The organism is Devosia sp. (genome assembly GCF_035944845.1).
Taxonomy (GTDB): Bacteria; Pseudomonadota; Alphaproteobacteria; order Rhizobiales; family Devosiaceae; genus Devosia_A.
The window spans coordinates 34,943-48,201 of the sequence record NZ_DASZAW010000100.1; the positions used below are offsets into that span (position 1 = coordinate 34,943).

Annotated in this window: 15 protein-coding genes; 11 read left to right on the top strand and 4 right to left on the bottom strand. The window is 65.7% G+C overall.

Annotated elements, in window-relative coordinates; translation table 11 throughout:
• Window positions 1-47 precede the first annotated feature (47 nt).
• From mbhE to VGV07_RS19490, 8 genes are all read left to right on the top strand, one after another.
• Window positions 48-2,405 carry a hydrogen gas-evolving membrane-bound hydrogenase subunit E gene (gene mbhE, locus VGV07_RS19455; RefSeq protein WP_326870385.1) on the top strand — a complete coding sequence of 786 codons (2,358 nt, stop codon included), beginning with the start codon at window positions 48-50 and terminating at the stop codon, window positions 2,403-2,405.
• Window positions 2,402-2,824: an MnhB domain-containing protein gene (locus tag VGV07_RS19460; RefSeq protein ID WP_326870386.1), complete on the top strand. Its 423-nt coding sequence runs from the start codon at window positions 2,402-2,404 to the stop codon at window positions 2,822-2,824. Before mbhE ends, VGV07_RS19460 begins: the two co-directional genes overlap by 4 nt.
• The gene (locus VGV07_RS19465; RefSeq protein WP_326870387.1) at window positions 2,824-3,201 is read left to right on the top strand and encodes a Na+/H+ antiporter subunit C; all 378 of its coding nucleotides are present in this window, start codon (window positions 2,824-2,826) and stop codon (window positions 3,199-3,201) included. The genes VGV07_RS19460 and VGV07_RS19465 overlap by 1 nt, the downstream gene beginning before the upstream one ends.
• Window positions 3,201-4,778 (top strand): proton-conducting transporter membrane subunit, encoded by a 1,578-nt coding sequence (locus VGV07_RS19470; RefSeq protein ID WP_326870388.1) that lies wholly within the window; start codon window positions 3,201-3,203, stop codon window positions 4,776-4,778. The genes VGV07_RS19465 and VGV07_RS19470 overlap by 1 nt, the downstream gene beginning before the upstream one ends.
• Window positions 4,775-5,254, top strand: coding sequence for a Na+/H+ antiporter subunit E (locus VGV07_RS19475; RefSeq protein ID WP_326870389.1), 480 nt, complete (start codon window positions 4,775-4,777; stop codon window positions 5,252-5,254). The genes VGV07_RS19470 and VGV07_RS19475 overlap by 4 nt, the downstream gene beginning before the upstream one ends.
• The gene (locus tag VGV07_RS19480; protein WP_326870390.1) at window positions 5,251-5,541 is read left to right on the top strand and encodes a cation:proton antiporter; all 291 of its coding nucleotides are present in this window, start codon (window positions 5,251-5,253) and stop codon (window positions 5,539-5,541) included. The genes VGV07_RS19475 and VGV07_RS19480 overlap by 4 nt, the downstream gene beginning before the upstream one ends.
• Window positions 5,538-5,864 (top strand): monovalent cation/H(+) antiporter subunit G, encoded by a 327-nt coding sequence (mnhG, locus tag VGV07_RS19485; protein ID WP_326870391.1) that lies wholly within the window; start codon window positions 5,538-5,540, stop codon window positions 5,862-5,864. The genes VGV07_RS19480 and mnhG overlap by 4 nt, the downstream gene beginning before the upstream one ends.
• A 154-nt stretch (window positions 5,865-6,018) precedes the next feature.
• A complete protein-coding gene (locus VGV07_RS19490; RefSeq protein WP_326870392.1) occupies window positions 6,019-6,441 on the top strand; it encodes a MucR family transcriptional regulator in 423 nt (140 codons plus the stop codon).
• Window positions 6,442-6,541: 100 nt separating this feature from the next.
• Here VGV07_RS19490 and VGV07_RS19495 read toward each other — a convergent pair whose 3' ends face one another.
• Both VGV07_RS19495 and VGV07_RS19500 read right to left on the bottom strand, forming a co-directional pair.
• Window positions 6,542-7,036: a hypothetical protein gene (locus VGV07_RS19495; protein WP_326870393.1), complete on the bottom strand. Its 495-nt coding sequence runs from the start codon at window positions 7,034-7,036 to the stop codon at window positions 6,542-6,544.
• Between the two features lie 95 nt (window positions 7,037-7,131).
• Window positions 7,132-7,788 carry a glutathione S-transferase family protein gene (locus VGV07_RS19500; RefSeq protein WP_326870394.1) on the bottom strand — a complete coding sequence of 219 codons (657 nt, stop codon included), beginning with the start codon at window positions 7,786-7,788 and terminating at the stop codon, window positions 7,132-7,134.
• A 279-nt stretch (window positions 7,789-8,067) separates the two neighbouring features.
• On the opposite strand from VGV07_RS19500, the gene VGV07_RS19505 reads away from it, so the two are divergent.
• Window positions 8,068-8,586 (top strand): GNAT family N-acetyltransferase, encoded by a 519-nt coding sequence (locus VGV07_RS19505; RefSeq protein ID WP_326870395.1) that lies wholly within the window; start codon window positions 8,068-8,070, stop codon window positions 8,584-8,586.
• A gap of 166 nt (window positions 8,587-8,752) precedes the next feature.
• Here VGV07_RS19505 and VGV07_RS19510 read toward each other — a convergent pair whose 3' ends face one another.
• Window positions 8,753-9,172, bottom strand: coding sequence for a SufE family protein (locus VGV07_RS19510; protein WP_326870396.1), 420 nt, complete (start codon window positions 9,170-9,172; stop codon window positions 8,753-8,755).
• Between the two features lie 176 nt (window positions 9,173-9,348).
• Window positions 9,349-9,627 carry a hypothetical protein gene (locus VGV07_RS19515; RefSeq protein ID WP_326870397.1) on the bottom strand — a complete coding sequence of 93 codons (279 nt, stop codon included), beginning with the start codon at window positions 9,625-9,627 and terminating at the stop codon, window positions 9,349-9,351.
• 418 nt (window positions 9,628-10,045) lie between these two features.
• On the opposite strand from VGV07_RS19515, the gene VGV07_RS19520 reads away from it, so the two are divergent.
• Both VGV07_RS19520 and VGV07_RS19525 read left to right on the top strand, forming a co-directional pair.
• Window positions 10,046-11,842, top strand: coding sequence for a PAS domain-containing sensor histidine kinase (locus VGV07_RS19520; RefSeq protein WP_326870398.1), 1,797 nt, complete (start codon window positions 10,046-10,048; stop codon window positions 11,840-11,842).
• Entirely contained in the window at window positions 11,839-13,218 is a 1,380-nt protein-coding gene (locus VGV07_RS19525) for a peptidoglycan-binding domain-containing protein (protein WP_326870399.1), read from the top strand. The genes VGV07_RS19520 and VGV07_RS19525 overlap by 4 nt, the downstream gene beginning before the upstream one ends.
• Window positions 13,219-13,259 lie beyond the last annotated feature (41 nt).

Below are 13,259 nucleotides of genomic sequence, written 5' to 3' on the forward strand. Positions count from 1 at the left end.
GAATCCCACAAGGGGGGCGGACCCGGGTGGAGGCCACACCGGCAATAGTGATTGCACTGGTCGTGCTGCTGCCCTTCGTGGCGGCGGCGCTGGCGCCTCTTGTGCACCGTCTCGTCGGCGATTTCGCAGGCTGGGTGGTGGCGCTCGTGCCGGTCGCGGGGTTCGTCGCGTTGTGGGGGCTGCTCGAGCGCGTATCCGGCGGCGAGAGCATCACCGTCGCCTGGCCTTGGGCACCGTCATGGGGACTCGAGCTCAGCTTCCTGATCGATGGGCTGAGCCTCACCTTTGCGCTGACTATTGCCGGCATCGGCGCGTTCATCCTGCTCTACTCCGGTGCCTATCTGAAGGGCCACAAGCAGGGGCGTTTCCTCGGCTTCCTCCTGGCCTTCATGGGGGCAATGCAGGGGCTGGTGCTGGCCGACAACCTGGTCGCGCTCTACCTGTTCTGGGAGCTGACCTCGGTCGCCTCGTTCCTTTTGATCGGCTTCGACCACACCCGGCAGGCAGCGCGGCGGGCCGCGATCCAGGCCTTGGTGGTAACCGGGCTCGGCGGGCTGTCGCTGCTGGCAGCGGGGGTGGCGATCTACACCATCTCCGGCAACTGGGAGCTGAGCGCTGCAGGCGAACTCACCGGAAACCTTGCCTATCCGCTGCTGGTCGGGCTAGTGCTGCTCGCGGCCTTCACCAAATCCGCGCAACTGCCGTTCCACTTCTGGTTGCCCAACGCGATGGAAGCGCCGACCCCGGTCTCGGCCTACCTCCATTCGGCGACTATGGTGCAGGGCGGCGTCTATCTCGTGGCGCGGATGACCCCGCATCTCGGGGGCGAACCGATCTGGAATCTGACGCTGATGGCATTCGGTGGCGCAACCCTGCTTTGGGGCGCAGTCGCGGCGTTGCGGCAGACCGATCTGAAGCAGATGCTGGCGCAGACGACATTGGCCTCGCTCGGGCTGTTGATGCTGTTGCTGGGAGCCGGCACCGAGCTGGCGGTGACCGCGGCGGTGCTCTATTTCATCGCCCACGCGCTCTACAAGGCCGGGCTGTTCCTCGTCGTCGGCGCCATCGACCATGGCACCGGCACGCGCGACATTACCATGCTCGGCGGCCTGCGCGACCCGATGACCGTGAGCTTTATCGGCACCATCATGGCATCGGCCGCAATGTTCGGGCTGCCGCCGCTCATCGGTTTCTTCGCCAAGGAAGAGATGTATGCGGCGCTGGCGGTCGGGCAGTTCGAGTCGCTCGTGGCGCTCGCGGCACTGGTCGCCGGCAATGCGCTGCTCGGCGCCATCGGGCTGGCGCTGTTGATCAAGCCGTTCATGGGGCAACTGCTGCCCACGCCGATCGAGGCGCACGAGGCGCCGTCGGCGATGCTGGCGGGACCGGTGGTGCTCGGCGTGCTCGGCATCTTCCTCGGCTTCATTCCCACCCTGGCAGGCGAGCTGGCGGTGGCGCCGGCGACGTCGGCGATCCTCGGCGTACCGGTCGAGACGCACCTGAAATTCGGCGTCGATCTGCTCGGACCGGCATTCTGGCTGTCGGTTGTCACCTGGGTGCTGGCGATCGGGCTGTTCCTGCGCCTCGACCTGGCGCGGTCTCTGCTGCGGCGGGCCGCGACGGCGATCGGCTGGAGCTTCGATATTGGCTTCGACTGGCTGTATTTCGGCCTCGTGGGTATAGCGGGCGCGGTGACGCGACTGCTGCACCACGGGCGGCTGGAGCTCTATCTGTTCCTGGTCTTCGCGCTGCTGGTCGTGGCGACGATCGGGCCGCTCTGGCTGCTGGACGGGCTGCCGCGCGGGCCCCAGGTGCTCGACCTCAGGTTTTACGAATGGGGGCTGGTCGGGCTCGCCGTACTTGGCGTCGTCACCGTGCTCTATGCGCGGAGCCGGCTGTTCGCCATCCTGGCGCTCGGCGTGCAGGGCCTGGCGGTGGCGCTGCTCTACCTGGTGTTCGGCGCGCCGGACCTGAGCTTCACCCAGTTCATGGTCGAGATCCTCAGTGTAGTGATCCTGGCGCTGGTGATGACCCGGCTCGACCTCGATACTGCCGACCGGCGCCCACTCGAGGATTGGGCCCGCGACGGCGGCGTAGCCCTGCTCGGCGGCCTCGCGGTGACCATGCTGCTTTGGGCGGTGATCGAGGGGCCCTTCGACCTCAGGCTCTCGAACTTCTTCAACGCACACAGCGGGCCGATCGCCCATGGCCACAATGTCGTCAACGTCATCCTCGTCGACTTCCGCGGGCTGGACACGCTGGGCGAGATTTCCGTGGTGATGACAGCAGGCATTGCCATCCTGGCGCTGATCCGCGGCGCCAGGCGGAACAAGCCTGTGGGGGTCGCGCCGGTCGAGCCCAAGTCGCAACCGAAGCGCCGCGCGGCGCGCAAGGCGGCGGCATGAACTCGCTGATCTTCCGCACCATCGCGCCGCTGCTGGTTGCCGTGATGCTGGTGTTCTCGGTGTTCGTGCTGCTGCGCGGCCACAACGAGCCGGGTGGCGGCTTCATCGGCGGGCTGATCGCGGCGTCGGCGCTGGCGATCTACGGTATGGCGATCGGGAGCGACGCGGCCCGCGCCGCGCTCAAAGTTCATCCGCTCGCCTATGCCGGGTTCGGCGTAGCGCTCGCGGCGCTCGCCGGAGTGCTGTCGATCCTGTTCGACGTGCCCTTCCTCACCGGGTTGTGGACCATCTTCGAGTTCGACGAGGTGGAAATTGCGATCTCTACTCCGATGGTGTTCGACATCGGGGTCTATTTCGCCGTTTTCGGGACCATCGCCGCGGTGGCGCTGGCGCTCGAGGACGAGGAGGGGGGCGCCTGATGGACCACGTTATTGCGGCGCTCTCCGGCGTCTTTCTCGCGGCCGCGATCTACCTGCTGCTGTCGCGCGCCCTGATCCGCATGCTGCTGGGGCTGGTGCTGCTGGGCAATGCGGTGAACCTGCTGATCCTCGTCGCGGGACGGCTGGGGCGGATCGTACCGCCGATCGCGCTTGGCGACGCCAAGGCGCCGCTCGCCGGCGCGGCAAACCCGCTGCCGCAGGCACTGATCCTCACCGCCATCGTCATCGGTTTTGCGATGTTCGCCTTCCTCCTGGTGTTGGCCTACCGCGCCTACCAGTCGCTCGAAGCCGACGATACCGACCGCATGCGACTTGCCGAGCCGCGCGGCGGCCCCAAACCGCCGATGAGTTACTGATGGCTGGAGCGATGCAGGATTTCGCCACCCATCCGACCGACTGGCTGGTGATCCTGCCAGTGGTGCTGGCGTTGCTCGGCGGCGCCGTGCTGCTGATGCTGCGCGACGCACGCGAAGCGCAGTTCTGGCTGGCGCTCGGCACCGTCGCGGTGATCTTCGTCTCGGACATCGCCCTGGCGTTGCGGGTTAGCGAAACGGGACCGGTGGCGATGACCATGGGGCGCTGGCTGCCGCCCTTTGGCATCAGTTTCGTCGCTGACCTGACCAGTGCGGTGTTCGCCATGGCGGCGGCAGGTGTGACGATGTTGGTGCTGGTCTACCTCAGGATGGATATGCCGGATCGGTCACGGCAGGACGGGGTCTATCCACTGATCCTCCTGCTGCTTGCAGGGGTCAGCGGCTCGTTCCTCACCGGCGACCTGTTCAACCTCTATGTCTGGTTCGAGGTGATGCTGATCTCGAGCTTCGGCTTGATGGTGCTGGGCGGGCGCAACATCCAGCTCGATGGCACGGTGAAGTACGGTTTCCTCAATTTCCTCGCCACCACCTTCTTCCTCATGGCGCTCGGGCTGCTCTACGGCTTGCTCGGCACCCTCAACATGGCTGACATCGTCGGCCGCGCCGCAGCCGCCAACCCGGCTGCGCTGGCGTCGATCGCCGCGTTGCTGCTTTTGGCGTTCGGCATGAAGGCCGCGGCCTTTCCGGTGAATGCCTGGTTGCCGGCGAGCTACCACGCGCCGCCGGCGGCGATTTCGGCACTGATGGCGGGGCTCCTCACCAAGGTCGGAGTCTACGCCCTGCTGCGGGCCCTGGTCATGCTGCTGCCGGCGAGCCGCGAGGTGCTCGAACCTGCGCTGGCGCTGGTGGCGGTCGGCACGCTGCTGCTCGGGCCGCTCGGCGCCATCGCCGAGACCAACCTGCGGCGGGCATTGGGCTTTCTGGTCATCGGCGGCATCGGCGCAACCATTGCCGGCGCGGCGCTCGGCAATGATGCGGGGCTGGCCGGCTCGGCGACCTACGTGCTGCATGCCATGCTGACGATCACGGGGCTCTATCTTGTCGCTGGTTTGCTCGAAGCGATGACCGGCGAGACCGATACGCGCCGCATGGGCGGCATCTACGCCGTGGCCTCGCTGCCCTCGCTGCTGTTCTTCGTTCTGATGCTGGCCGTCGCTGGTGTGCCGCCCTTCCTCGGCTTCTGGCCCAAACTGCTGCTGGTGCAGGGCGGCATCGAGGGCTGGAGTCTAGGCGGCGATGGCTGGGGTCTGGTGCTGTGGCTTGCGGTGCTCGGCAATGCGCTCCTGACGTTGATCGCCGTGAGCCGGCTCTGGGCCCATGTCTTCTGGCGCGCCGGCCATGAGGGCGCCGCGACCGAAGCGCCCAACCCCAACCTGAAGCCGCTCAGCCCAAAGGTCCGTTGGCTTGGACTGGGGTCGGCGAGCGTGCTGACGCTTGTCGTGCTGCTGCTCGGGCTGTGGCCGGAGCCGCTGCTCGGCTTCGGAAAAGAGGCCGCCGCCGGATTGCTGCGGCCGGTCAACTATGTTGTCGCGACCGGCCTCGAGGGAGCCGCGCCATGAGTCTGGTTCTACTCACCATCGTGTTGGCGCTCGGCTGGGCTACGGCAACGGGCAGTTTCACGCTGCCCAACCTGATGCTCGGCGCGCTGGTCAGCGCCGCCTGCCTGTTCGTCGTGCGCAGCTACGTGTCGCGGCCGAACCTCTTGCCGCGGGCGCTCCGTATTGTGGCGCTGGGCTGGCTGTTCATCTCCGAACTGGTGGCAAGTGCACTGCGCGTGGCGCGGCTGGTGCTGCGGCCCGACCTCAACGCTCATATCCGTCCGGCGATCATCGCATTTCCGCTGAGCCTCAGCCGTGACGCCGAGATTACCCTCCTGGCCAACCTGATCACGCTGACGCCGGGCACACTCAGCGTCGATGTCTCCGAGGATCGGCGCTTCCTTTACATCCACGCCATCCACGTCACCGATCGTGCGGCCTTCATCAAGGAGATCGCCAGCGGCTTCGAGGCCAAGGTCGCGGGGGTATTCCGATGAGCGGCGGCGCAGTCCTGCAACTCGCTACCCAGGTCGCTCTCGGCCTGTTGCTGGTTGCGATGCTGCTGGCGGTGATTCGTCTGATCCGCGGCCCCAATCTCGGAGACCGGATTCTGGCGCTCGACATGATCACCGTGCTCGCCACCGGCTTCATCGCCGGAGTGGCGGTGCTGACAGGTTTCTCGCTCTACGTCGATATTGCCATCGCGCTGGCGCTGGTGGGATTCCTCGCTACGGTCGCTTTGGCGCGCTACCTGATGAGCCGGGCGCGGGAGGCCAAACGATGATTGTCGAATTGGCGCAGTATCTGGCCGCCTTCCTGGTGCTCGCCGGGGCAGGTTTCAGCCTGATCGCGGCGATCGGCGTGCTGCGGCTGCCCGATCTCTATACCCGACTGCATGCCGCGTCGAAGGCCGGCGCCATCGGTGCTGGGCTGATTTTCCTTGCCCTTGCAGTGGTTTCGCTCGATGGCGCAGTTATCCTGCGTGCATTACTGGGCATTGTGTTCCTACTGTTGTCGACACCGATCAGCGCGCATTTGCTGGCCCGTGCGGCATATCGCTGCGGGGAGGCGCCTACCGCCGCGACGACTGTGGACGATTTGAAGTGAAACACTTTGGCAACTGCACATTATTGCCGCAAACCAAAGGTTATACACATAGACGACAGTTGCTATTGCATTCGCAGTGCAGCGGTTCTATTGAACCAGTCCAGGGCAAGGCTGCCACCTCTTCGCCCTGACATACCGCAGAAAAGGACCCGAAATGACCGATATGATCAGCGGCATTGCCGCGGCTGACAACGATCTCATCGATCTGAGCGCTGACATCGTCTCCGCTTATGTTAGCCACAATGCCCTCAGCGTAACCGACCTGCCCAAGCTGATTGCTGACGTGCATGCTGCCCTCCGGAATCTCCAGTCTCCCGTCGCGGCTGAACCGGCCGAGGAATTGAAGCCGGCCGTCCCGGTGCGCAAGTCCGTCGCCCCGGACTTCATCATCTGCCTCGAAGACGGCAAGAAGTTCAAGTCGCTGAAGCGGCACCTGCGTACCCACTACAATCTCTCGCCGGAAGAGTACCGCGAGAAGTGGGGCCTGCCGGCCGACTACCCGATGGTTGCTCCGAACTACTCCGCGACTCGTTCGCGCCTCGCCAAGGACAATGGCCTGGGCCGCAAGGCCGCCTGATTGGCGCCACCCCGACGTGACGACCCGTGGCCGCTCCGCAAGGGGCGGCCACGCTGTCTTCCGGACCTGCTTGCACCGGATGCCGGCGGGCTGGTGCTGCTCAGCCGCAGCGGTCGAGGACGCGCTTGATGGCAGCCGACGAGCCCTTGGCGCCAAACGTGTTGCTGTCGAACACCTCGAGCCCGCCCTGCGACTTGCTGCGGACGTAGGCGACCCGGATCGTCGCCTTGGCCCCCTGGGCGATGCGCGCCCACTGCCGCGCCACGGGACCACGGACGATCATCGAGCTGCCGTCGCTGTGGATGAGCGGAATCTCCTGCGCAAAGCTGCTGCCGCCGGCTGCCGAAACGCCGACGCCCTCGACCGGATCCGGGGTGATGGCGAGGTTCATCGAACTGGCGCCAGCCACCTGCCGGTGTGGCGAACGCACCCAGAAGCCCATGGCCAGGTCGCCACCGCGACAGGCGAACTGGAACTGCGCCGCGCCATTGTCGAGATAGGCGATGGGCACGCTCCCATCCTCGTAGGTCCATTCTGCTGCGCCGGCGGCACTGGCCATGGCAAATCCGAGAAGTGCCGAAATCACCTTGAGCATGCATATCCCCGTCAAACACGGCGGACCGTAAGCGCAGAGCGATGTCGCCCGCAAGCAACGTCGCGATCAAGGTGTGGAGAGCGATGCCGGCTCCGTCATGCCGCCGCCATCTGGCTGTCGGTGAACACGGCGTATTGCGCCGAGTAGGCGCGCTTGAAGGCAGGTCGTGCCTTGCCGCGTTCGACATAGGCGACGAGGTTCGGGTGCTCGGCCAGCAGGTCGGAGCCTTCGAGCCGGCGCAGCACGCCCACCATCACCAGGTCGCCGGCACTGAACGCGCCATCCAGCCAGTCAGCCGCGCCGAGACGCTGCGACAGGTCGGTGAGCCGGCCGCGAATGCGGGCGTCTACCGTCACCAGATGCTCCTCGTACCAGGGCTTGTCGCCCTCGAGATACTCCGCCGCTTCGCGGTCGACGATCGGTGGCTCGACGGTGGCCAGCGCTGCAAACATCCAGGTGACGGCGCGGGCCCGCGCTGCCGCATCGTCCGGCAGCAACCCCGGGTGCCGCTCGGCGATGTGGAAGACGATGGCGCCCGACTCGAACAGTGCGAACTCGCCATCCTCGTAGGTCGGAATCTGCCCGAACGGCTGCAGCGCCCGGTGCGCCGGCTCCTTCATCTGGGCGAACGAGACGAGGCGCACCTCGTAGGGCAGGCCGACCTCTTCGAGGGCCCAGCGCACGCGCATGTCGCGTGCCTGGCCCTGGCCGCCATCGGGGGAGGTTGCAAAAGCCGTAATGGTCGGGGTCATCTGTAAGCTCCGGTGTTTGTCGGCTGGCCAATCCAGCCTTCATTGTTAGTCGAACCCCCGGAGCGGGATTCGACATCGCCGGCAGACTTTTTCTGCGAAGGTCAGCGGCTCGACCAGTTATGCCGCATAGGCAATCCAACCTCTGAAGCTGAGGCCGGCGAAGAACAGACTTATGCCGTCCAAGCCGGCGTCGCGCAGCATCTGCTCATCCTCCTCGGGGAGAGGTGATCAGCTGTTGCGGACACCGGCGCCGTGGCTTGTTATGCCTGACGGTAATGGATGAAATCGACGATGAGCCTGTCCACTGCACAGCCGATACGACTCGCCCGCGAGGAAGACCTCGCGGCGTTGCCCTCCATCGAGCTATCGGCAGGGAGGCTCTTTGTCGAACATGGTTTTGGTGACGAAGTGCACGCGTCTCCGTCTGCCACGTGGCGGCCTAGCCTGGATGCGGGCCTCCTGTGGGTCGCGGATGATGGCTGTGGTGCTCCGATTGCGTTCCTGGCGGCGCGACAGTTCGAGGACGCTCTCTATATCGCCGAGGTCGATGTCGCCTTCGAATTCCAGCGGCGACGCCTCGGCAGTGCGCTTGTGGAGCAGGCGGTTCAGGCTGCCAAATCGACTGGACTGGCCTTTGTCGGGCTGACCACTGCGGTGACGCCACCGTGGAATGCGCCGGCATATCAACGCATGGGCTTCGACATATGCGAACAGCCGCCACGTTGGTTAGCGGGGATCCTGGAAACCGAACTCCGAAACGGCCAGCCGGATCGCTGCGCTATGCTGCTCGTCCTATAAGCTTCGACGGGCCGAGTATAGCCATCCCAGACTGCTTCCCTCCGTGTCGTCATGCGGAGGGTCCGATCGTCGGCCGGAATCAAGCGTCAGAATCTCACCACTAGGGGAAAAAGAGCCCGGCCCCGCCTGGCCGCAGCGGGCGGAACGAGAACTCCGGCACCACCGCTCAGGCCGTCGCCAACGAACGGGCTTCGCTGCGCATGCGGTTGACCATGGCGACGAGGCCGTTGGAGCGCTGCGTGGTGAGGTGTTCGCGCAGGCCCAGTTCGTCGAAGATGGCGATGGCGTCGGTTTCGGCGATCTCGCGCGCCGGGCGGCCGGAATAGAGCGCGATCAATACCGCGACGAGGCCGCGTACGATCATCGCGTCGGATTCGCCTCGGTATTCGAGGTGGGCGCCGTTGTGGTTGGAGACCAGCCAGACCTGCGAGGTGCAGCCATGCACCTTGTTCTCGGCGTTCTTCTCGCTTTCGGCGAGTGGTGGCAGGGCCTGCCCGAGCTCGATGATGTAGCGGTAGCGATCTTCCCAGTCGTCAAGGAAGCTGAGGTTTTCGGCGATCTCGGTGAAGGCGGCACTATGAGTCATTTCTGATAGATAGGCGAGCGAGTAGCGAATAGCGAGTGGCGAATGGGCTGGGGCGCTACGCGCTTTTGGCTACGGGCTACTCGCCAAACAAGTGAGCCGCAGTGCGGGGCAGCGCACTGCGGCTCGGCCAGGGATCGCTGCTGGAGTAGCGTCGGGGAAGTGACGCAACCCCTGGCTCAACCCATCCGATCCGGTCGCGGTCGGGGGAGCGGGACCGGGATGTTCGACGTCATTTGCATGGGGATGTCGATGGACGGGAGCTTGTTGCCGGCGAGCACTGTGAGCGCGGCTTTGCCGCCGGCGCATTCGATGGTGCTGCAGTTGCTGGCGAGAACTTGTGAAACGATGGCCTGCTGGCCGGCCTTGAGCGCTTCGGCTGAGGCATCGCTGGCGGTCTTGCCCAGGTCGAAGTCTTTCGGCGCGATGATGATGAACATCACCGTCAGCCAGAACATGGACCTCAACACGAACATCGCCGCCTCTTCCCGTACCGGCAGTCCACCTGCCATGTGTTGTACGAGAGGCTAGGCGCGCCGGCTTAAGTCGGGTTTCGGGATTTCGATAAAATTGTCTGCAAATGCCACAGATCCGTCGCTGGCCCGGTCCGGACGGTCCCCCGAATCTCGCGCGACATCGCCAGTCAAGCAACAACGGCCGGCCCGTCGGAAGCCCGCTTTCAGCGCAACGAACTGTTTACGCTAACCCCAGAAAGCCCCTGCGCAACGAGATGGATCGGGTGCGCAACCGCCACCCGGGCCCTTCCCCTTAAACCCGCATTAGGCGTTCGGGTGGAAGCTCCAGGCAACAAGAAAATGGGCGGCGGGGCGGTTGGTTAGAGTTATGCGTAGCCTCTGGACATGGTTGAGCGATGCGATGCGTCGCGCCTGGCGCACCGAGCCGGTGCGGGGTGCTGGCGGGCGTCCTGAAGCCTTGCGCCGGCAGGCCATTGCCACCAATGCCAGGCTCGTCCTGGTGGCGAGTTTGGTCGGCATGCCGGCAGCGCTCTATGCGCTGACCCAATCCCTGCTGCTGCCGTTCGTGCTCGCCACCATCGGCATCGCCGCGGGCGTGCTGTCCATCGCGCTCTGCCAGCGCGGCCAGTATGAGCGCGCCGCGGCGGGTCAGGTCTATGCGACGCTCCTCGGCGGTGCGCTGCTGACCGTTGCCGATCCGGCGATCGTCGATTTCGGTCTTGCGGTGGCCGTGCTCGGGCCGGTTCATGCCTCGCTGCTGACCCGTACGCCGGTGAAGAAGCGGGCCTGGGCGATCCTGGTCACGGTGGTGGCACTCGGCGTGCTGGCGAGCTTCGGCATTTTCGCCTGGCCGCAGCCCTTCCACATGAGCACCACGCTGGTCAGCGGGCTGGTGTTTGTCTTCGCCGCTGGGATCGTCGCCTATTCGGCCAACCGGCTGAACAGCGTGTTTGAGGTCTACGAGAAAGCCCAGATCAATGCCTACCGGCACCTGATCGAGCATGTGCAGGACGCAGTGATGCGATTTGCCGGCGACGGGACCGTCCTGTTCACCTCGCGCTCCGCCGAGAAGCTGTTCGGTTGCCGCCGCTTCGAACTCAGCGGCAATGGCTTGGTCGAGCGTATCCATGTGATGGATCGGCCGACCTATCTGACCGCCTTTGCCGAAGCCAACCAGGATGGCCGGACGCGCCGTGTCGAGATACGCATGCGCCGCGACGAGCCCGGCCCGTCGGCCGCTGCGCCGCGCTATGTCTGGGTCGAAGCGTCGCTCTCGCCGGTGGTCGATGTCGATGCGCCCGGCGCCCGCAACGAAGTGGTGGTGCTGCTGCGCGATGTCACCGAGCGGCATGATTATCTGAACGAACTGCAGCGGGCCCGGAAGCTGGCCGAAGAAGCATCGAGCGCCAAGTCGCGCTTCCTCGCCACCATCGGGCACGAGCTTCGTACGCCACTCAATGCCATTGTCGGTTTCTCCGAGATGATGACCTCGGGCGTCGTCGGCGAGCTCAGCCCGCAGCACAGGGAATACGCTACCCTCATCCAGCAGAGCGGCCACCACCTGATCGACGTGGTCAAGATGCTGCTCGACATGAGCCGGCTGGAAGCAGGCAAGTTCGAACTGACCACCGAGACTATCGCCCCCGAATCGCTGGTCGAGCCGTGCCTCAAAATGGTCGACGCCATGGCGCGCGATAAATCGGTACGGCTGATGACCGACATTCCGCGCAGCCTGCCGATGCTGATCGCCGACGAGCGCGCCTGCCGCCAGATCCTGATCAACCTGCTGTCGAACGCGGTGAAGTTCTCCAACGAGCACTCGTTGGTGACGCTCGCCATGAAGCGGCAGGGCCGGCACCTCGCCATCTCGGTTGCCGACCACGGCATCGGCATGGGCGAAGAATCGGTGAGCCGAATCGGCGAGCCGTTCTTCCAGGCACAGGATGGCCTCGCGCGCCGCTACGAGGGCACGGGCCTGGGTCTTTCGATCGTCAAGGGACTGGTCGAGCTGCATGACGGAACCCTGCATGCCAGCTCGTCGCCCGGAGAGGGGACAGTGATGACTGTTCTGCTGCCGATAAACGGTCCGGAAACCAAGGTGGAGGAAACTACTGCCGTTACCCCGCTTCACCGGGACCCGGTCCAGCAGCAAATGCCCACCACATGGCACGACGACGAAAGAAAAAGAGCCCTATGACGGCAGCAACTCTTGCGCACCTGCCCCTGCAGGTCGGCAGTGTCGCTTTGGCCCACGCGGGTCGCGCGGCGCTCTGGGTCATTGCGCGCTACATGCGCTCGCCCCTCACCAATTCCGCGATCGCCGCCCTGGTGGTTACGTCGGCCATGGCCGGTTCGAACGCGCTCTATGGCCAGCGCCACGAGCACCCCTCGCCGCTGTTCGATGCGGGGATCGAATCGGCGGCGCGGATCGCCGATGTCGAACTGGTGATTCCCAAAACCCGGCCCAAGAGCTTCGTTTTGAGCGCGCCCGCCAAGGTGCAGCGCCAGGTGGCGGCGGCTGCCGCCCCCGTAGATACGCAGAGCGGGCCGATCGGCAACAAGGAAGTGTTCGAGTTGCAGCGCAAGCTCGAGCGGCTGCAGCTCTTCACCGGGACGATCGACGGCTATTACGGCCCGCAGACCGCCCGGGCGCTGAAGAAGTTCGAGGAGTTGCGCGGGCTGAAGCCGACCGGCGAGTTGACCCGCGACATCATCGAAATGGTGCTTGCCGCGCCGCTGTCGACGCCCGCGCCGCAGCCAGTCGCGCCGGCGCCCGCGGTCGAGCAAAAGCCAGCGGCGGCGGTGACCTTACCCAAGGTCGAGGTCGCGCCAGTCGCAGCCGAGTTGCCCAAGGCAGAGCAGCTCAAGGCCGAGCGACAGAGGACCGACGCGGTGAAGCCGCAATCGTTGGCGGTGATGGAGCAGCCCAAGCCGCTGGTCGCCGATATCGAGACCGGCTCGATCGCCCCGGCAAAGCAGGCAACCGGCAACACGGTGCTGGGCCGGCCGGTGCCGAAATCGCCGGAAGCGGCGCTCGAGATGGCGGCGGAAACCGCCGGCGACGCGATCAGCACCATCGTCAACGGCGTGCAGTCGATGACCATGACCACGGCGCCCAAGGCGCTGCCCAAAAAGCCGGTAGTGCAGCAGCTCGCCGCCGAATCGAACGCGCTGAGCACTGCCGAGGCTGCGCCGCCGGTGGCACTGGTGCCCAAGGCGGCCGTTGAGCGGACCGAGCTCGCTGCTTTGCCCGACAAGCCGCAGGTCGGCGTGCCGTTGAAGATCGAGGAGCCGGCGCCGCCGGCGCCGGGCGAGGCGATCGCGGTGCTCGATACCGAAGCGACGCCGGAACAGCTGATGGCGCCGTTCTCGGTCACCGATCCGGTGATCGTCGCCAAAGTGCAGCGCGGGTTGGGGAGCCTGGGGTTCCTGCATGGCCCAGCCGATGGCGTGGCCGGCGAGGCGACCGCCAAGGCGATCCGCAACTTCGAGGTCTACTTCAACTACAAGGTGACCGGGCGGATCTCCCCCGAACTGCTCGACCTCCTGGTCGACAACGGCGCCGCGATCTAGCGACCCCCATTGCGCCAACCGGCCGCTCGCGGTCGGATGGC

Bases quoted from the DNA above. Each gene is read 5' to 3' on its own strand.
- VGV07_RS19465 (WP_326870387.1), top strand. From the start codon at position 2,824: ATGGACCACGTTATTGCGGCGCTCTCCGGCGTCTTTCTCGCGGCCGCG.
- VGV07_RS19490 (WP_326870392.1), top strand. From the start codon at position 6,019: ATGACCGATATGATCAGCGGCATTGCCGCGGCTGACAACGATCTCATC.
- VGV07_RS19480 (WP_326870390.1), top strand. From the start codon at position 5,251: ATGAGCGGCGGCGCAGTCCTGCAACTCGCTACCCAGGTCGCTCTCGGC.
- VGV07_RS19470 (WP_326870388.1), top strand. From the start codon at position 3,201: ATGGCTGGAGCGATGCAGGATTTCGCCACCCATCCGACCGACTGGCTG.
- VGV07_RS19495 (WP_326870393.1), bottom strand. From the start codon at position 7,036: ATGCTCAAGGTGATTTCGGCACTTCTCGGATTTGCCATGGCCAGTGCC.
- VGV07_RS19505 (WP_326870395.1), top strand. From the start codon at position 8,068: ATGAAATCGACGATGAGCCTGTCCACTGCACAGCCGATACGACTCGCC.
- VGV07_RS19475 (WP_326870389.1), top strand. From the start codon at position 4,775: ATGAGTCTGGTTCTACTCACCATCGTGTTGGCGCTCGGCTGGGCTACG.
- VGV07_RS19520 (WP_326870398.1), top strand. From the start codon at position 10,046: ATGCGTCGCGCCTGGCGCACCGAGCCGGTGCGGGGTGCTGGCGGGCGT.
- VGV07_RS19510 (WP_326870396.1), bottom strand. From the start codon at position 9,172: ATGACTCATAGTGCCGCCTTCACCGAGATCGCCGAAAACCTCAGCTTC.
- mnhG (WP_326870391.1), top strand. From the start codon at position 5,538: ATGATTGTCGAATTGGCGCAGTATCTGGCCGCCTTCCTGGTGCTCGCC.
- VGV07_RS19500 (WP_326870394.1), bottom strand. From the start codon at position 7,788: ATGACCCCGACCATTACGGCTTTTGCAACCTCCCCCGATGGCGGCCAG.
- VGV07_RS19460 (WP_326870386.1), top strand. From the start codon at position 2,402: ATGAACTCGCTGATCTTCCGCACCATCGCGCCGCTGCTGGTTGCCGTG.
- VGV07_RS19525 (WP_326870399.1), top strand. From the start codon at position 11,839: ATGACGGCAGCAACTCTTGCGCACCTGCCCCTGCAGGTCGGCAGTGTC.
- VGV07_RS19515 (WP_326870397.1), bottom strand. From the start codon at position 9,627: ATGTTCTGGCTGACGGTGATGTTCATCATCATCGCGCCGAAAGACTTC.